At 60.0% G+C, this 17,665-nt stretch carries 15 protein-coding genes; 1 reads left to right on the forward strand and 14 read right to left on the reverse strand.

Features of this window, described 5'->3' with window-relative positions; genetic code table 11:
• Nucleotides 1-9 precede the first annotated feature (9 nt).
• The 4 genes from AC1DWZ_RS13670 to aguB all read right to left on the reverse strand — a co-directional run bounded on the left by AC1DWZ_RS13670 (nucleotide 10) and on the right by aguB (nucleotide 4,914).
• Nucleotides 10-1,158 (reverse strand): ABC transporter ATP-binding protein, encoded by a 1,149-nt coding sequence (locus tag AC1DWZ_RS13670; RefSeq protein ID WP_477169451.1) that lies wholly within the window; start codon nucleotides 1,156-1,158, stop codon nucleotides 10-12.
• 123 nt (nucleotides 1,159-1,281) lie between these two features.
• On the reverse strand, nucleotides 1,282-2,406 hold the full coding sequence (locus tag AC1DWZ_RS13675; RefSeq protein ID WP_477169452.1) for a polyamine ABC transporter substrate-binding protein: 1,125 nt from the start codon (nucleotides 2,404-2,406) through the stop codon (nucleotides 1,282-1,284).
• A gap of 274 nt (nucleotides 2,407-2,680) precedes the next feature.
• Nucleotides 2,681-3,907, reverse strand: a complete 1,227-nt coding sequence (locus AC1DWZ_RS13680; protein ID WP_477169453.1) for a polyamine ABC transporter substrate-binding protein — start codon at nucleotides 3,905-3,907, stop codon at nucleotides 2,681-2,683.
• Nucleotides 3,908-4,038: 131 nt separating this feature from the next.
• The gene (aguB, locus tag AC1DWZ_RS13685) at nucleotides 4,039-4,914 is read right to left on the reverse strand and encodes an N-carbamoylputrescine amidase (RefSeq protein ID WP_477169454.1); all 876 of its coding nucleotides are present in this window, start codon (nucleotides 4,912-4,914) and stop codon (nucleotides 4,039-4,041) included.
• Between the two features lie 296 nt (nucleotides 4,915-5,210).
• On the opposite strand from aguB, the gene AC1DWZ_RS13690 reads away from it, so the two are divergent.
• Nucleotides 5,211-6,311, forward strand: a complete 1,101-nt coding sequence (locus AC1DWZ_RS13690; protein ID WP_477169455.1) for a TRAP transporter substrate-binding protein — start codon at nucleotides 5,211-5,213, stop codon at nucleotides 6,309-6,311.
• 59 nt (nucleotides 6,312-6,370) lie between these two features.
• On the opposite strand, the gene AC1DWZ_RS13695 is transcribed toward AC1DWZ_RS13690, so the two are convergent.
• The 10 genes from AC1DWZ_RS13695 to AC1DWZ_RS13740 form a co-directional block, all read right to left on the reverse strand.
• Nucleotides 6,371-7,807: a TRAP transporter large permease gene (locus AC1DWZ_RS13695; RefSeq protein ID WP_477169456.1), complete on the reverse strand. Its 1,437-nt coding sequence runs from the start codon at nucleotides 7,805-7,807 to the stop codon at nucleotides 6,371-6,373.
• Nucleotides 7,804-8,343, reverse strand: a complete 540-nt coding sequence (locus tag AC1DWZ_RS13700) for a TRAP transporter small permease subunit (RefSeq protein WP_477169457.1) — start codon at nucleotides 8,341-8,343, stop codon at nucleotides 7,804-7,806. The genes AC1DWZ_RS13695 and AC1DWZ_RS13700 overlap by 4 nt, the downstream gene beginning before the upstream one ends.
• Before the next feature lie 187 nt (nucleotides 8,344-8,530).
• Nucleotides 8,531-9,157 carry a LysE family translocator gene (locus AC1DWZ_RS13705; protein ID WP_477169458.1) on the reverse strand — a complete coding sequence of 209 codons (627 nt, stop codon included), beginning with the start codon at nucleotides 9,155-9,157 and terminating at the stop codon, nucleotides 8,531-8,533.
• A gap of 120 nt (nucleotides 9,158-9,277) precedes the next feature.
• Nucleotides 9,278-10,390 carry a TRAP transporter substrate-binding protein gene (locus tag AC1DWZ_RS13710; RefSeq protein ID WP_477169459.1) on the reverse strand — a complete coding sequence of 371 codons (1,113 nt, stop codon included), beginning with the start codon at nucleotides 10,388-10,390 and terminating at the stop codon, nucleotides 9,278-9,280.
• A gap of 138 nt (nucleotides 10,391-10,528) precedes the next feature.
• Nucleotides 10,529-11,257 (reverse strand): arginyltransferase, encoded by a 729-nt coding sequence (locus tag AC1DWZ_RS13715; RefSeq protein ID WP_477169460.1) that lies wholly within the window; start codon nucleotides 11,255-11,257, stop codon nucleotides 10,529-10,531.
• 61 nt (nucleotides 11,258-11,318) lie between these two features.
• Complete coding sequence (locus AC1DWZ_RS13720; RefSeq protein ID WP_477169461.1) at nucleotides 11,319-11,855, reverse strand: RDD family protein; 537 nt, start codon at nucleotides 11,853-11,855, stop codon at nucleotides 11,319-11,321.
• Between the two features lie 109 nt (nucleotides 11,856-11,964).
• Nucleotides 11,965-12,966: a flagellar motor protein MotB gene (motB, locus tag AC1DWZ_RS13725; RefSeq protein WP_477169462.1), complete on the reverse strand. Its 1,002-nt coding sequence runs from the start codon at nucleotides 12,964-12,966 to the stop codon at nucleotides 11,965-11,967.
• Nucleotides 12,967-13,016: 50 nt separating this feature from the next.
• Complete coding sequence (motA, locus tag AC1DWZ_RS13730) at nucleotides 13,017-13,880, reverse strand: flagellar motor stator protein MotA (RefSeq protein ID WP_477169463.1); 864 nt, start codon at nucleotides 13,878-13,880, stop codon at nucleotides 13,017-13,019.
• Nucleotides 13,881-14,013: 133 nt separating this feature from the next.
• Nucleotides 14,014-16,332 (reverse strand): penicillin acylase family protein, encoded by a 2,319-nt coding sequence (locus tag AC1DWZ_RS13735; protein ID WP_477169464.1) that lies wholly within the window; start codon nucleotides 16,330-16,332, stop codon nucleotides 14,014-14,016.
• A gap of 57 nt (nucleotides 16,333-16,389) precedes the next feature.
• Nucleotides 16,390-17,583 (reverse strand): CaiB/BaiF CoA transferase family protein, encoded by a 1,194-nt coding sequence (locus AC1DWZ_RS13740; RefSeq protein ID WP_477169465.1) that lies wholly within the window; start codon nucleotides 17,581-17,583, stop codon nucleotides 16,390-16,392.
• Nucleotides 17,584-17,665: the final 82 nt, after the last annotated feature.

The raw sequence follows: 17,665 nt of genomic DNA on the forward strand, positions 1-17,665 counted from the left end.
GATGCCGCCTCAGCCCAACAACGCGACGGGGCTGTTGGCGTGCCAGGTCACGAACACCCGGTCGTCCCAATCGACGGCATGCTCGGCCGCGCGCCGCTGGTTCGACATCGTGACTTTGACTTCCTTGCCGCTGTCGAGCTTGATCAGATAGACCGACAGGTTGCCCATATAGGCAATGCCCTTGACGACGCCCGGTGACGAGTTCCGGCCATTGCCTTCGGGCCGCGCCTTGGTGACATCCATTTTCTCTGGGCGGATCGCGACCCAGACCTTGGCGCCGGGAGCTGCCGAAATGCCGTGGTCGATATAGACCTCCGTGCCGGCCTCCGCCGAATTGATGAGGACATGGTCCGGCTCGTCTTCCTCGATATGTCCTTCGAACAGGTTGACCGAACCGATGAAGTCGGCGACGAACTTCGTGTTCGGGTATTCGTAGATTTCCTTGGGCGTGCCGACCTGCACGATCTGGCCATTGTTCATGACGCCGATGCGCGTCGAGAGGGTCATGGCCTCTTCCTGGTCATGGGTCACGACGATGAAGGTGATGCCGAGACGATCCTGGATGTTCATGATTTCGAACTGCGTCGCTTCGCGCAGTTTCTTGTCGAGTGCGCCCAAGGGCTCGTCGAGCAGCAGCAGTTTGGGTTCCTTCACCAGCGAGCGTGCCAGCGCCACGCGCTGCCGCTGGCCGCCGGACAGCTGATGCGGCTTCCGGTGCGCAAACTGGCGCATCTGCACCATGTCGAGAATGGCACCCACCCGGGCCTTGATCTGGTCGGGCGGCGTCTTGTCCTGCTTCAAGCCGAACGACACGTTCTGTTCGACCGTCATGTGAGGGAACAGGGCATATGACTGGAACATCATGTTGGTCGGCCGCTCATAGGGCGGAATGTCGGCCATGTCGACGCCGTCGATATAGATCTTGCCCGAGGTCGGCTGTTCGAAGCCAGCCAGCATGCGCAGCAAGGTCGTCTTGCCGCAGCCGGAACCGCCCAGCAAAGCGAACAGTTCACCGCGATAGATGTTGGCCGAGACATTGTTGACCGCAACGAAATCACCGAACTTCTTGGTCACGTTCTCGATGCGGATATAGGGAACCGCATTCGGGTCGTTCCAGATTTGCGTGGTCGATTCCGCTTTAGCTCTTTCAGCCGCCATGATGCTTCCTGCTTATACTGGTCCGGTCTGGATCGATGGAAGGATGCCGGTCCCGGGATGTCATTTATGTGATCAGTAGTTAAGAGAACGGCGGCGCTGCGATGTGCGGCGCCGCCGTCTATATCATTGACCCGTCTTGATGCGGGTCCATTCGCGCGTAACGACCCGGCTGAGCTCTTGCGATCTCACGACCGAGGGGAAGCCGCGTTTGAGGACTTCTTCGGTCGGATAGATCGCCGGATCCTCCAGGATCTCCTTATTGACGAACTCCTTCGCCGGCACATTGGCATTGGCGTAGTATGTATAATTCGTCGCCGCGGCGATCACTTCGGGACGCATCATGTAATTGAGGAACAGGTTGGCGTTCTTCGGATGCGGCGCGTCAGCCGGAATCAGCATGCCGTCGAACCAGATGTTGGTACCCTCTTTCGGGATCGTATAGGCGAGATGGATCTTCAAGCCCGCTTCCGCAGCGCGGGTCGAAGCCGTCGCATAGTCACCCGACCAGCTCATCGAAATGCAGTTCTCGCCATTGGGCAGCGAGTTCAGATATTGCTGGGAGTCGAAGTTGCGGATGTAGGGCCGGACTTTCATCACTGCGTCAGCCGCCGCCGTGATGTCTTCCGGCTTCTGCGAGGTCGGATCCTTGCCAAGATAGGCAAGCGCCAGCGGGAGCACATCTTCCGGCGAGTCGAGGAACGTGATGCCGCAATCGGCAAATTTCTTGGTGATTTCCGGATCAAAAATGATCGCCAAACTGTCGAGTGGCGCGTCGGGCATACGCTCTTTCAGCATATCGACATTGTAGGAGAAGCCGTTGGTTCCCCACATATAGGGGATGGCATATTGATTGCCAGGATCGGCATCCTGCGACAGGATCCCCATGATCTTCGGGTCCATGTTCTTCATGTTCGTCAGCATGCTCTTGTCGAGCTTCTGATAGAGCCCGATCTTGATCTGCCGGGCGAAGAAGGAAGAAGAGGGGAAGACAACATCGTAGCCGGTGCCGCCTGTGACGAGCTTGGCTTCAAGGTCTTCATTGCCGGTATAGGTGTCGTACTGCACCTTGATGCCGGTCTCTTTTTCGAAATCGGCAATGGTCGTTTCGCCGATGTAGTCCGACCAATTGTAGACGTTCAGTTCTTTTGGCTCGCCCGTATCCTGTGCCTTTGCCGCAGCCATCGATCCAGCCAACAGCAAGGCCGCGCCGACAATCGTGAGTCGGCTAATCCCGTGTTTCGTACCCATTGTCGCTCCCTTCGTCACACCATATTCGTTCGCATTTGCATGGTCTTGGCGCCATTAACGTGTGCGAACATATCCCTGTTTAATACTTTATTGATTATTTCTCATATCTGACCCCGTCAGAGCATCTGCTGTCAACCCTGGCGACGCAATGCACAATGCGACGCCGTCATGAAAGCAAACGACCCCGCGGTTTTGACCGCGGGGTCGAGGTTTTCGCAATTTTATGGGCGCTGGCCTGTGGACACCACATGACAGCGCTGACGCGACAGAGAGGTTATTGACCGGTCTTGATCTTGGTCCAGGTACGCGTCCGCAAACGTTCGATTTCCGGCGTTGCGATCTTGTCCGGGAACAAACGCGCCCGCACATCTTCCGGCGGATAGATGTTGGGATCGTCCAGCAGCGCCTTGTCGATCATCGGCATCGCCGCTGCGACCGGGCTGCCATACGCGACATAGTTGGCATTGGCGGCGGCGACCTTGGGATCGAGGTTGTAGTTGATCCACTTATAGGCGTTCTCGACATTGGCAGCGTCGGCCGGGATGGCCATCGTGTCCATCCAGATCATCGTGCCTTCCTTGGGGATGGAATAGGAGATCTCGATACCGTTCTTGGCTTCTTCGGCGCGGGCCGCGGCTAGGCTGAAATCGCCGGACCAGCCGAGCGTCAGGCAGATGCTGCCGGCGGCGATATCGTTGATGTAGCTCGAGCTGTGGAAATATTTGATGTAAGGCCGCACGCCCAGCAGCAGCTTCTCGGCCGCAGCATAATCATCGGCGCTGGCGGTGTAGGGATCCTTGCCGAGATAATGGAGAGCAATCTGCAACACTTCCTGCGGCGCATCGAGCATGGTGATGCCGCAATCGGCAAACTTCTGCGCCAGTTCCGGCTTGAAGATGATATCGAGGCTGTTCACCGGCGCATCCGGCATGCGCTTCTTGATTTCGGCCACGTTATAGCCGATGCCGGTCGTGCCCCAGAACCATGGCACCGCATATTTGTTGCCGGGGTCGAAGGCAGCCAGGATCTCCATGATCTTCGGATCGAGGTTCTTGTAATTGGGAATCTTGGACGGATCGATCGGCTGATAGATGCCGGCAATGATCTGGCGCGCGAGGAACGCACCGGACGGATGTACGAGGTCGTAACCCGTGCCGCCAGCCATCAGCTTGGCTTCCAGCATCTCGTTCGAATCATAGACATCGTACTGAACGGCGATGCCGGTCTCTTTTTCGAAATTGGCCTTGGTGTCTTCGGCGATGTAATCCGACCAGTTATAGACGTTGAGCTTGCCGCCGGACTCGGGTGCAGCGGCGGGTGCAGCTGCTTCGGTCGTGGCAGGCGCAGTTGCCGTCGTGTTGGTGGCCGGTGCGGCTTCCGTGGTCGCCGTTGTGTTGGTGGATTGCTGTTGGGTCTCAGCCTCTTTCTTCTCTTCGCCGCATGCCGTCAGCAGCAGCGCGGAAATAAACGCAATCCCAATCAATCTCGATTTTTGCACCATGGCCTCCTTAAAATTATATGGATCAAATCTTGGGCTTAGTCGGTGGCACTCACGCCGGGGTTCAAAAGGTTAATGCCGCAGACTCGTATTTTCGCACCTGCGCAGCCCTTCTTGTCAACAAACCTGCGTGATCACTCGCTCCAATTCTGGCCATCGAGTGTCATCATGACGGTGTAAAGGTCGGGGCGGCGGTCACGGAACAAGCCCCAGCCCGCGCGCTGGCGCCGCAGGGCGTTGAAATCGAAATCCGCCGTCAAGATCGCCTCCTCGTCGCCTGCCTCGGCAATGATCTCGCCGCGGGCGCCGGCGATGAACGATCTGCCGTAAAAGGTCAGCGAACAGGTCTGGCCGTCTTCGCGGCCGATGCGATTCGAGGCGACGACCGGTACCATGTTGCAGGCGGCGTGGCCCTGCATGGCGCGCTGCCAGTGGTCGGCACTGCTGAAATTGGGGTCGTTGGGTTCGCTGCCGATGGCGGTCGGGTAGAGCAGCAGTTCGGCGCCCATCAGGGCCATGGCGCGGGCACATTCCGGGAACCATTGATCCCAGCAAATGCCGCAGCCGATGCGCGCGTAGGCCGTATCCCACACCTTGAAGCCGGTATCACCAGGATTGAAGTAGAACTTCTCCTGGTATCCGGCACCATCGGGAATGTGAGATTTACGATAAACTCCCAACATCTCGCCATCAGCATCGATGACGGCCAGGGAATTGTAATAGGCATTGTTGGCGGCCTCGAAGAACGAGACCGGAAGCACAACTTCCAGCTCGCGAGCCAGATCCTGCATGCGGGCGATGGTCGGGTGGTCGTCGGCCGGTTGCGCCAAGTCGAACAATTCTGCCAATTGATCCTTGCAGAAATAGGGTGTCTCGAACAATTCCTGCAGCTGGATGATGYGGGCGCCGCGCTTGGCCGCCTGACGCACCAAGGCCTCAGCCCGATCAACATTCTGGGCGGAATTCGGCGAACAGGCGAATTGAGTTGCCGCAACAGTCACCGTAGCCATCGAATCTTCCCCGATTTTCGTCCCGCAGCCACGATTCATAGCTGTTGCGCCCAACCGATCAAGCCTTTCCTGTGACTGTTCGGGACCCCTCCTTTTGGAGTACTTGCATGGCGTTCCGGAATCGTCCCATTCTGGCGGTGGGTGGCGCGCCATGCGGCTGCAACGATCTTTTGTGCCCTTGCGGCGGCGCGGCAAAGTGCCCGTTAAACATCTGATGTAATGACCAAGATTCCCCTGGGATTGCCTCCTGGGATTTTCCGGGGGTCTGGCAATTAATATCAACATGGGAGGATTTTATGCTTCGTCGCAAATTCCTAAAGGGTGCCGGCATCGGCGGTATCGGTGTCGCTGCCAGCGCCATTGCGGCCCCTGCCATCGCGCAGAGCATGCCGGAGATCAAATGGCGCCTCACGTCGAGCTTCCCCAAGAGCCTCGACACGATCTATGGCGCTGCGGAAATTATCTCGAAGAACGTCGCCGAAGCGACCGATGGGAAGTTCCAGATTCAAGTTCATGCTGCCGGTGAACTCGTGCCCGGCCTGCAGGCCTTGGATGCGGCACAGGCCGGTACCGTCGAAATGGCGCATACCTGCAGCTATTATTATGTCGGCAAGGATCCAACCTTTGCCTTTGATACCGCGGTGCCCTTCGGTCTCAATGCGCGTCAGCAGAATGCTTGGCTCTATTACGGTGGCGGCCGCCAGGCGATGCAGGAGTTCTTCAACACCTACAACGTCTATGCGATGCCGGCTGGCAACACCGGCGCGCAGATGGGCGGCTGGTGGCGCAAGGAGATCAAGTCCCTCGAAGACGTCCAGGGCGTCAAAATGCGCATCGCCGGCATCGCTGGCAAGGTCATGGCGGCGATCGGTGCCGTGCCGCAGCAGATCGCCGGCGGCGATATCTATCCGGCCCTCGAGAAAGGCACGATCGACGCGGCCGAATGGGTCGGCCCCTATGATGACGAGAAGCTCGGCTTCTATAAAGTGGCGCCGTACTATTACTATCCCGGCTGGTGGGAAGGTGGTCCGGTCCTCACAGCTTACGTCAATCTCGACAAATGGAATGGGCTGCCCAAGGCGTATCAATCGATATTGGAGACCGCAGCCGCGCGGGCCAATGTCGAAACGCTCGCCAAATATGACTCGCTCAATCCGCAGGCATTGAAGCGCATCGTCGCCAGCGGTACCAAGCTGAAGCCCTATCCCAAGGATTTGATGGAGGCGGCCTATACCGCTTCCTTCAAGCTCTATGACGAGACGGCAGCCAGCAACGCAGCCTTCAAGAAGGTCTATGAGGGTTGGAAGGCGTTCCGCGACGACCAGTATCTGTGGTTCCGCGTGGCGGAGAATAATTTCGACAACTTCGTCTTCCGCATGTCATCGAAGAAGGCCTAGATCCGCTTATCCAAAAGCCACCGGCCTCGGGCCTTAACCCGAGGCCGGTGTTTTTTTGTCTATTGTTGTGCCGGTGCGGGAATTTCGATCGGATCGGTGCTGTCATAACCGTCCGGCTCTTCGACACTTGGCACATCGATCTGGATCGAATTGGGGTCGACGGTCAAGGCCGGGTCCAGCCAATAGGTCACCGATTGCGGCCACAGGATCACGATGATGACCAGCATCAATTGCAGGCCCAGCCAGGGCAGGGCGCCCCAATAGATTTCAGATGTCTTGATTTCCTTGGGCGCAATGCTGCGCAGATAGAACAAGGCGAAGCCGAAGGGCGGGTGCATGAACGACGTCTGCATGTTGACGCACAGCAGGACGCCGAACCAGATGAGGTCGATGCCGAGTGAGCTTGCAACCGGTGCCAGCAAGGGCACGATGATGAAGGCGATCTCGAAGAAGTCGAGGAAGAACGCCAGGAAGAATACGAAGATGTTGACCACGATCAGGAAGCCGATTGGCCCACCGGGCAGGCCGGTCAACATATGCTCGATCCAGATGCCGCCATCGACGCCTTGGAAGACCAGGCTGAAGACGTTGCTGCCGATCAGGATGAAGACGACCATCGCGGTAATGCGCATGGTCGTTTCCATGCCCTCCCGCACCAGTGGCCAGGTGAGGCGTTTGTGCAAGGCAGCAAGAAAGATGGCGCCAACGGCGCCCATGGCGCCGGCCTCGGTCGGCGTTGCCAGTCCCAGGAAGATCGTCCCCAGCACCAGAAAGATGAGGGCGATCGATGGGACCATGCCCCAGGCGACGCGCCGGATCAGCGGCCAGCCGGACAGGGTGCGCGCCTCCTTGGGCAGTGGCGGCATCTTGTGGGGCTTCACGATCGAGACCACGAAGATGAAGATCAGGAACAGAACCGTCTGCAGGATCGACGGGCCGATGGCGCCCTTGTACATGTCGCCCACCGACCGGCCGAGCTGGTCGGCGAGGATGACCAGCACAAGCGACGGAGGAATGAGCTGTGTGATGGTGCCCGATGCCGCAATGACGCCGGTCGCCAGCCGCTTGTCATAGCCGTAGCGCATCATGATGGGCAGCGAGATCATGCCCATGGCGATGACCGACGCCGCGACTGTGCCGGTGATGGCGCCGAGGATCGCGCCAACGATGATCACGGCATAGGCAAGGCCGCCCGGGACCGGGCCGAACAATTGGCCTGTCCCTTCGAGAAGATCCTCAGCTAGTCCACATCGCTCAAGTATGGCGCCCATGAAAGTGAAGAATGGAATTGCCAGCAGCAGATCGTTCGACATGATGCCGTAGATCCGCAGTGGCAGATTCTCCATGAAAATAGGGGCGAAATAGCCGTGCTCGATGGCAATGAAGCCGAAGAACAATCCGACGGCCGCCAGCGAGAACGCCACCGGAAAGCCGAACAGCATGAACACGATCAGGCCGCCGAACATCAGCGGCGCCATGATGTCTAAGGGGATCATTGCAGGGGCCGTTCGTAATGAGTGTCGATATGGATGGTGCCGATCAGGGTGGCGATCCGCTTGATGAGTTCGGAGAGCCCTTGCAGCGTCAGCAGGCCGAAGCCTACCGGCATCATCAGTTTGATCGGCCAACGAATAAGGCCGCCGGCATTTGCCGACACTTCCTGCTGGATCCAGGATTGGTCGAAGAAATCCCAGGTCATGTAAGTAAGAATGCTCGTCGCCGGCAGCATGAAGCAGGTAAAGCCGATGATGTCGATCCACAACCGGCCGCGTTCACCCACCGACATGTAGACGATGTCGACCCTGACATGCTCGTTGAGCTTCAGCGTAACGGGCGCGCCAAGGAGAAAAATGGCCGAGAACAGGTACCACTGGATCTCCAGCCAGGCGTTGGAGCTCTCGCTGAAAATGTAGCGGCTCGAAGCATTGGCGGCGCTAATTACACATGCGATCAATACCGCCCAGGCGGCGAACCGGCCGATCAATTCGTTGAATCGATCGACAATACGGCTGAAGGTCAGCAATGCCTGCATTGCGACGCGTCTCCCCTGATGTCAAATCCGTGCAGAAAGCCTGCAGATTTCGCCTTTTTTGGCGATTCTTGATTAGCCTCCTCGCCAACCTACCTAAAGCCTTGATCAGCCGCAATCATTCCTGATCTGGCGCCACGGGCGACTTTAGTCTGGGGTCAGCGCCCGTTTCCTGTCGTCAGCCCCGCCGCTAGCTTTGTGTCGCGCGGGTCGTGGCGGTCAGGATGCCTGCGCCGATGAGCAGCGATCCGCCCACCTTGTTGGCGGCTCCCACCAGCCGTTCACTGCGGATTGCCGCCCGCGCCCGCGACGCAACGAGTGCGAACCCGAACGCGTTGGCGAAGGCAAGCACCAGGAAGGTGGTTTCGAAAACCGCCATCTGGGTGAGGAAGTCGGCATGGGGGTCAAGGAATTGTGGCAGGAACGCCACGAAGAAGATGATGCTCTTCGGATTGAGCGCAGTGACGATCCAGGCATGGCCCAGCATCTTGAAGATTCCAGCGCCGTCGCTGCGTGGCTTGGCGTTGAGCGCGCCACCGGCGCGCCACAGCTTGATACCGAGCCAGATCATGTAGGCCGCACCCATCCATTTCAGGATCGTGAAGATCGTGGCCGATGTAGCGAGGAGGGCGCCCAGGCCCAGCATGGAGAGGGTCATGGCCGTGAAATCGCCCAAGGCCACGCCGATTGCCATCGGCAAGGCGGCCCGCCAGCCCTGGCCGAGTGCATAGGAAATGACCAGCAGGATGGTCGGCCCCGGGATGATCATCAGCAAGGCGGAAGCGGCGGTAAAGGCGGCCCAAGTTTCCCACGTCATCGGCTCATCTCCCCTGATTGCGTCAGGCGATCAAGCCATAGGGATTGGTCGTGGTCCAGCCCCCGCAGCAACCCGGCGGCTCAATTTCCAACTACCTGAAATCAGATAATTTTGTCCGATTCAGCCAGTCGGATAGTCGAAGCCGAGATCCCGCGCGGCCAGGAACCCACCTTCGCTGACGCGGGTCCAGTTGAGCGTGGTCTTCCGGTATTTGAGATAGGAGGCGACGATCCGCTTGGTGATGTCGTCGCCATTATCGAGCACGCCCTGGACCACTTCGCTCGACGCATTGCCGAAGGCCACGAGCACGTCGCGCGAGAATTTCTTCAGCTGCACGTCATGTTCATTGACCAGGGTTGCCAGCGCTGCCGGGCTGCGACCGCTATATTCGGCAGCCGTCAGGCCGTTTTCCGCCATGCAGGCCGCCGCGACGATCTGCTTCAGATCATCGGGCAGGGCGGAGAATTTACCCTTGTTGACGATGCACTCAAGGCCCGTGCCCGGTTCCTGGAAGCCCGGCCAGTAATAGAATTTGGTGATCTTGTAGAGGCCGAGCGACAAATCGTTATAGGGGCCGACCCATTCTGCCCCGTCGATGGCGCCGTCTTGCAGCTTGGCGAACAATTCGCCACTCGCCATCGGCATGACATCGACGCCGAGTTTCTTCAGCGCCTCGCCACCATAGCCGGGGATGCTGAACCGGCGGCCCTTGAGGTCGGCGACGTCGTTCACTTCTTTGAGGAACCAGCCGCCCATCTGCACGCCGGTATTGCCGGCGAGGAAGGGTTTGACGCCGGCCGCGTCATAGAGCTCGTCCCACAATTCCTGGCCGCCGGCGAAGTTGATCCAGCCATTGAATTCCGACGGGATGAGGCCGAACGGCACGGCGCTGAAAAAGCCAGCGGCCGGCATCTGGCCGATGTGATAGAGCGAAAAATCATGCGCCATTTCCGCTGTTCCCTGCGAAACGGCGGCAAAACCTTGCAGCGGCGAGACCAGCTCGCCGGCGGCGTAGACCTTGATGGTCAGGCGGCCGGCGGACAACTGGTTGATGCGCTCCGCCAGGCGTTCGGCGCTGGAGCCCAATCCCGGCAGACCCTTGGGCCATGCCGTGACCATCTTCCATTCGATGCGGTCCTGGGCAAGGGCGGGCTTCGGGAAGGAACTGGCCAAGGTGGCCGCACCGGCAGCGCCGGCGGTCAGTGCGCCGGTCAGAAAGCGACGACGTCGCATATAAAAACCCTCAAATCTGGTCACTTTTGGGCCAGGAATCTGCCTGCTTGTCTAGACAGGTTCACACCGGCTCAGGAATATCTGGAGCGGGAAACTATCAGGTCGGACCGGCCAAGGAAAGCCGCCTCGACCGGACCGCTAACGCTCCTCGGTCAGCTTCTGCCAACCGTCCGGACCATAACGTTCCAGGGGCTGGAAGCGTCGTTTGTAATCCATCTTCTGGCTACCCTTCACCCAATAGCCGAGATAGAGGTAGGGAAGACCCGCCTGACGGGCGAGGTCAATGAGGCGCAGCACCACATAGCTGCCCAGACTGTCCTGCGCGCGGTCGGCCGCGAAGAAGCTGTAGACCGCGGAAATGCCGTCGGAACTCCAATCGGTCAGGCAGGCTGCAATCAGATTGCGCGCGCTGTCCCGGAACTCGACCATGCGGGTGTCGATCGGACTGTCGGCGATCATGCTGGCATAGTCCTGCGGCCCCATGCCGACCATCTCGCCATCATTATGCCGGATCTCGAGGTAGCGGCTGAACAGCTGGTACTGCTCCTGCGTCGGATGTGCCGGGCGGATTTCCGCCGTGAGGTCGGCATTGCGCGCGAGCACCCGGCGCAGCGAGCGCGAGGCGTGGAAGTTGTCGATATCGATGCGGACCGGCACACAGGCCTGGCATCCGGCACAGGCCGGCCGATAGGCGATGGAATGGCTGCGGCGGAACCCGGCGCGGGACAGGAGCTCAAAGAGTTCCGTGGCCTGGCTACCGGCCAGCTCCGTGATGATCTTGCGTTCCATCCGCTCAGGCAGATAGGGACACGGGACCTCGGTGGTCACCATGAAGCTGATCGGAAAGCTGCGGCTCTGCACGCTCATGGCATTATCTTACGCCACCGCCATGCATTTCGCCATGGCTGCGCGTCAAGTGGGGGGCGCGTCAGGCGGGGTCAGCCCGGACGACAACGGTTCCGACGACGATGTCATGGAGCAGCCGCGCCCGCTGGGTGAAAAATCCGACCGCCAGGACAGGAAAGAACACCGTCATGGTCGCAAAATACATGCCGACCATCAGGAAGGCCTGAACATGGTCAATCTTGCGGCCCTCCAAATTAACCACGCGCAAACCGAAGGTACGCATACCGATGCTGGCGCCATGGGCGCCGGCCATCAGATAACCGGACATGACGACATGGATTACGACAGTGTTGAACACGATCGCCGGCAAGGAAAGCAGGCCCAGCGTCACGATGGAGGCCATGCAGGTCGCCAGCCACAAGACCGTGGACAAGACCGAGGCCAGGACGAAATCGACGATCGCCGCGCAGAAGCGGCGCATCAGGATGCCGTCATAGCGGCGCGGATCCGCAAGGTCGATGCCGCGGGCAATCGTGTCCGATTCCTCGGACGCAAAACGGGCATCTTCGCCCATGCTGAGGCGATTGAGTTGGATCGATGGCAGCTTGCGGTCGGTCACGTCGGGCCCACTTTATGAAGAACTCTTGATGAACGGCCGACAGCATATGGGCGCCTGGAGCGTACCCCGCAAGTCCGGCGCTGCGACCTCTTGTCATCTCACGCGATTGTTATTGGGCAGGCGGGACGATCTCGGACGGGGGTTCAGCCGGTGCTGCGGGTGCCGTGGGTGCGGTGGCTGGGGTGGCCGTGTGCGTCGCCGCGCCACCCGCCGACTCATCGTGGACCTCGCTCAGCAGCGTGATCGAGATGCGCCGGTTCTGCGGGTCCTGCGGATTTTCCTTGATGAAGGGATCGGTGTCGGCGCGGCCGACGACATTGCGCACATGGGTGGGGTCAACGCCGTTTTCCACCAACACCCGCCGCGCTGCATTGGCGCGATCCGATGACAATTCCCAATTGGTGCGGCCATCGGCGCCGACATAGGGAGTGGAATCGGTATGTCCGGCAATGGCGAGTTTGTTCGGCATGCCCTTGACCGCCTGGGCGACGAGACTCAGCAATTTGCGGCTTTTCTCATCCATGTTCGAGCTGCCGGAGGCGAACATCGATTCCTTTTCCTTGTCCAGCAACTGAATGCGCAAGCCTTCCGGTGTCTGGTCGATCTGCAGATTGTCCTTGATGCCGGAGAGATCCGGGGTCTCGTCGATGACCTGCTGGATCTGCTTTTTGACCTCTTCGAATTTCTTTTCTTCCTCGGCCTTCAAGGCTTGTTCGGCCTCTTTGGCATCGATCGGCTTCTGGCCTTGGTCGACGGCGTCAGGCTGCTCGGCATCGGTGTTTGCCCCCGTTCCATCTCCGGTGGCGCCGGTGCCTTCCTCTTCAATATCGGCTTCGGCCGACGCCGCACCGCTCATGGTCTCCATCACCTGCGGCTGACCATCCATCACCGAAACGGTCGACGACGAATCAGCGACGGCGATGGTCGGGTTGAAATAGTTGCCGATGGCCTTCTTCTGCTCGTCCGTGGTGTTGCCGAGCAGCCAGAGCAGCAGGAAGAAGGCCATCATCGCCGTCACGAAATCGGCATAAGCCACTTTCCAGGCGCCGCCATGATGGCCGCCACCCGATTTCTTGATCCGCTTGATGATGATCGGTCTTTCATCCGCCATGGATTGGACCTTTCGTGGCAACCTGCGTCAGCATTGGCACCAACCCGACCTCAAGTCGGCGCCGGCAACGCACTGACGGCCTGCTCTACCTCATAAAAGCTGGGACGCTCGGTCGACCACAGGACCTTGCGCGCAAACTCGACGGACACTGCGGGTGGATAGCCCTGCATATGCGCCAGCAAGCCAGCCTTCATGCACTGATAGTATTTTGCATCGGCATTGTCGGTTGCCACGACAACGGTGGCCAAAGGCGCAAACACACCATAGGACATCAAGATACCGAAGAAGGTGCCGACCAGCGCCGCGCCGATAAGGTGGCCAAGGACCTCCGGCGGCTCGGTGATCGAGCCCATCGTGTGAATGACGCCCAGCACCGCAGCGACGATGCCGAGGGCGGGCAGGCCGTCGGCCATCGTTTGAATCGAATGGCTGCCGACATGCAGTTCGCCGTGATGGGTTTCAAGCTCGGCATCGATGAGGGTTTCGACCTCGTTTGGATTCTCGGTGCCCAGCGTCATCATGCGCAGATAGTCGCAGAGGAACTCGACCGCGTGATGATCGTGCTGGAATTTCGGGAACTGTGCGAAAAGCGCGCTTTCGTCCGGTTTTTCGACATGCTGTTCGAGTGCCAACATGCCCTTGGTCTTGGCCAGCCGGAACAGTTGGTAGAGAACCGACAGCAACTCGACGTAATCGGCTTTTTTGTACACCGGCCCCTTGAGCGCCCGTTTGAACGCGGCGCCAACCGATTTCAAGCCGGTTTTCGTGCTGCCGATGATCAGCGCACCGATGCCTGCACCCAGAATGATGATGAATTCGTAGGGCTGAAAAAGCACAGCCATGTGGGCGCCGGAAATGGCGTAGGTCCCAAAAACACAACCGAAGACGACTATTAATCCTACGATGACCAGCATGGAATGCCGAAACCCGCCCCTGGTGAAGTCGACCCAACATCGCCGGTTTTAGTTAATACTTGGTTTAGGATTCGGGGCAAGGGCTTGAATTGTGGTTCAATTCGGCGAAAGGGGGCGCTCTGGGGACGCGTTCTCAGTCCCGATTCGCGGGTTGGAGAACCAGCTGTTCCTGGCCWCCACCGATGATTGTCCGATAGACCCCATCCCGCCAATCGGCCAGCCAATCGGCGTAGTGCGGCGACAATGGATTGCCCGATTGCCCCCCCGCCAGCCCGAACAGCGCCCGATCCGCATCGGCGAAATCAAGGAGGAAGCGCAAGCCGGGCCCATGGATGTGCGAAAGTGCAACACCCTGCCGCGGTGGCAGCATGGTGCCGCGGTTGATGGTGAAAAAATCGCCATCGGTTGACAAATCAGCGTCGAGCCAGTCACCCAGCAGCGGTACATGGCGGAAGACCGGATGGTTGAAATGGGCGCGGTGGCTGTCGCCCCAATGCCAATTCTGGACATCCGCCCCATAGGCCGCCGTGAGATCGGCGCACGTGTCCTTGAAAGCAATGGAGAGGATATCTGCGCAGCTTTCCTTGGCCGGACTGACAATATCGTCACAGGCACGGCCATCGGCGATCACCGATTCAAGCCGGTCGACCTGCCACATCCACCAATCCGCAAAATGGCCGCGCATCTCGTCGGCCAGCAAGTGGTGGGCGATGCGGTCGAGCCAGATTGTGGCGACGAGAGGTGCCGCCTGGTTGCGGTCCATGCTGCCGTCCCATGTGGCAAAAATGTCAGCAAAGTCGGAATCGGTGCTGGCGGCGATGGATTGCCAATGCCGAACGAAGGCCAGGACCGGTGCCGAATGCCGGTCCATCTGTATCGCCTTGAGTTGGTCGAGATCCTTAGGCTGGCCCTGCGCCAGAAGCGCGCGGATGCGTTTGGCGCGGGTGTCGTCCGGCCAATCCGCCGTGATGAAGGGGCGGTAGCCCAAGGGCCGGATGTCGTTGTTGGCTGTGACCAGGAAATCGCTGCTCTCGCCGCGCAACTGTGGCAAGGATGACATGGGCAGCGTCCCCAGCCAGTCATACTCGCCTGACCAGCCGGGGGCCGGCAGGCGACTGTTTTCATAGATATCATGGCGCAAGGGCACGCGCCCGGCGGCAACGAAACCGGTGATGCCATCGCTGTCGGCATAGACGACATTCTGTTCCGGCGCATGGAAATCAATGAGCGCCACTTCCAGGGCAGCCGCGTCACGCGCATTATTGATGCCCATGATGCTTTCCGGCGTACGGTCGTCAGGCAGCAGGGCGGTCCAAGCGAGCGCCATGACCGTACCCGCCGATGCGCTGCCGTCGCCAAGATCCGACACCACCGGCCCATGCCGTGTGCTACGTACGGTGAACGCGACATCCGCCGCATCCTTCACCTTGATGGTTTCCTGTCGGCTCAGGAAGGCTTGCGGGCCGGTTGGGGTCTCATACTGGTCGGGTTTGCCCGGGATCAGGCGTTCCTCAAACAGGTCCTGCGTGTCGCCGGTGGTGGTGGTGAAGGTCCAGGCGACATGGCCATTGGTGCCGATCACAATGAAGGGCATGCCGGGTGCCGTGGCGCCGGTCCAATTCATCTCCGGTGTTTCCATGCGGGCAAGATACCAGACGGCTGGCAAGCCAAGGCCGAGATGCGGATCGTTGGCAATGAGCGGCTTGCTGCCGACGCTTGCCAACGGTCCGACGACCCAGCTGTTCGAAGCTTCGCTGAGCGGCTGGCGCCAGACCGGTGCCGATCCATCATCGGTGCCTGCCGCATGTTGTACGGGCGCCGTCACAAGCAGGTCGAAGAGATAGGGCGGCAGGCCGCGCTTCAACTGGCTGTTGTTCTTCTCCGACTGCCAGTTGCTGGACAGGTCGAGCGCCATCAGGCGTCCCCAGACCAGAGAATCCGCCGGCCGCCAAGGTTCCGGATGATAGTTCAGCAGATAGAATTCCAGCGGCCAGGCGCCGCGATGTTCGCCGATGAATGCATTCACCCCGGCGCTATAGGCATTGAGCGCCGATTTGAGCGCGGGGCTCGCCGCCAGCACCTGGGCCTCCGCCGAGCGATAGAGGCCCAGCGAGCGCATAAACTTGTCGGTGTCCAGTGTATCGGGACCCAGCACCTCCGAAAGGCGGCCGGCGCCGAGGCGACGCATGCCATCCATCTGGAACAGCCGGTCCTGGGCGTGCACGAAGCCGAGGGCGAAATAGGCGTCAGCCGATGTCTGCGCATGGATCGTGGGGACGCCGCGTTCGTCGCGGGTGACGGTCACCTCCGCCGCAACGCCAGGCAGGACGATGTCGCCCTCGGTCTGCGGCAGGCTGGATCGCAGCCACAGAAAGCCACCGACGCCAACCAGCACGACCAGCAGCACCAGCGCGGCGACAATGCGGAGAGTCCAGCGCAGCCCTTTGGCCATAGAGCGAATCCTGGGGAGGTTGGGTCGGGGTCGGGTCAGGTGGCGAGCTTAGCGGGCTTACGGGAAATCGGCCAGGATGCGCAGACGATCTTGATCGAGGCCCGGCGCCGCCGGCCGTGTCGATGGCGTTGCAAAGCCCGAGAATTTGATCGGCGAGCCAGCGACCGCTAAAGGCGCGACGCTGGGGTCATCGACCGGCAGCACGATCTGCCGATGCTGGACCTGGGGATCGTGGATCGCCTGGCCCACATCGTTGATCGGCGCCGAGGGAATACCGGTGCGGTTGAACAACTCCAGCCAATAGGCCGTTGTCTTCTCCGTGAGGAAGACCTCCAGCGTGTCCTTCAATGCCACGACATGTTCCGACCGCTTTGCATTGGTGGCAAACCGTGGATCATCGGCCAGCGCGTCATGTTCGAGAACCTTGCAGAAGGTGCGGAACAGCGGATCATTGCCGCAGGCAATGACGACATAACCGTCTTGGGTACGGTAGGCCTCGAAAGGGGCGATCGACGGATGCCGGGCGCCCTGGGGCTTGGGCGCCTTGCCGGTCGAATAGTAACGCGCGATGGCGTTTTCGAGCAGCGCCAGCTGGCTGTCCAGCATGGCGACGTCGACGGCGATGCCCTCACCGGATTGATTGCGGTGATGGAGCGCCGAGACGATGCCGAGCGCCGTGAACAAGCCGGCCCCCAGATCGCCGATCGAGGCGCCGACCCGCGTCGGTTCGCCACCCTCATGTCCGGTGATGCTCATGATGCCACCCATGGCCTGCGCGATGATGTCGTAGGCCGGTCGGTCGGCGTAGGGCCCGGTCTGGCCGAAGCCGGAGGTCGAAGCGTAGATCAGTTTCGGATAGAGGGTCTTCAGTGCCTCCGGCCCGAAACCGAGCCGCGCCATGGTGCCGGGCCGGAAATTCTCAATGAGCACGTCGGCACCGCGTAGCAACCGGTGGAGGATCGCCTGGTCACCCTCATTCTTGAGATCGAGGGCGATCGATTCCTTGCCGCGGTTCTGGGCGATGAAATAGCCGGACTTGCCGTTGATGAAGGGGCCATAGGCGCGGGAATCATCCCCACCCTTGGGATTTTCGACCTTGATCACCCGGGCACCGAGGTCCGAGAGCAGCATGGTGCAGAAAGGGCCCGCCAGCACCCGGGTCAGGTCAATGATGATGATCCCGGACAGGGGGCCTCCAGCCTTGCCGCCAGGGGAGGTCTTATCCTTGGCTGCCTCGTTCGATTGGACCATATCTCATTCCCCCAACTGCACTTCTTGTCATTAATATGACTTGTTACCAAGGCACCTTCGTTCGGCAGTTAGATAGCTGATC

It is taken from the genome of Dongia sp. P2_B8 (assembly GCF_056404715.1).

Excerpts from the sequence above, each read along its gene's own strand:
- AC1DWZ_RS13740 (WP_477169465.1), bottom strand. The coding sequence starts at position 17,583 with ATGGTCCAATCGAACGAGGCAGCCAAGGATAAGACCTCCCCTGGCGGC.
- AC1DWZ_RS13700 (WP_477169457.1), bottom strand. The coding sequence starts at position 8,343 with ATGCAGGCATTGCTGACCTTCAGCCGTATTGTCGATCGATTCAACGAA.
- AC1DWZ_RS13695 (WP_477169456.1), bottom strand. The coding sequence starts at position 7,807 with ATGATCCCCTTAGACATCATGGCGCCGCTGATGTTCGGCGGCCTGATC.
- AC1DWZ_RS13705 (WP_477169458.1), bottom strand. The coding sequence starts at position 9,157 with ATGACGTGGGAAACTTGGGCCGCCTTTACCGCCGCTTCCGCCTTGCTG.
- motB (WP_477169462.1), bottom strand. The coding sequence starts at position 12,966 with ATGGCGGATGAAAGACCGATCATCATCAAGCGGATCAAGAAATCGGGT.
- AC1DWZ_RS13670 (WP_477169451.1), bottom strand. The coding sequence starts at position 1,158 with ATGGCGGCTGAAAGAGCTAAAGCGGAATCGACCACGCAAATCTGGAAC.
- AC1DWZ_RS13680 (WP_477169453.1), bottom strand. The coding sequence starts at position 3,907 with ATGGTGCAAAAATCGAGATTGATTGGGATTGCGTTTATTTCCGCGCTG.
- AC1DWZ_RS13675 (WP_477169452.1), bottom strand. The coding sequence starts at position 2,406 with ATGGGTACGAAACACGGGATTAGCCGACTCACGATTGTCGGCGCGGCC.
- AC1DWZ_RS13690 (WP_477169455.1), top strand. The coding sequence starts at position 5,211 with ATGCTTCGTCGCAAATTCCTAAAGGGTGCCGGCATCGGCGGTATCGGT.
- AC1DWZ_RS13715 (WP_477169460.1), bottom strand. The coding sequence starts at position 11,257 with ATGAGCGTGCAGAGCCGCAGCTTTCCGATCAGCTTCATGGTGACCACC.
- motA (WP_477169463.1), bottom strand. The coding sequence starts at position 13,880 with ATGCTGGTCATCGTAGGATTAATAGTCGTCTTCGGTTGTGTTTTTGGG.
- AC1DWZ_RS13710 (WP_477169459.1), bottom strand. The coding sequence starts at position 10,390 with ATGCGACGTCGTCGCTTTCTGACCGGCGCACTGACCGCCGGCGCTGCC.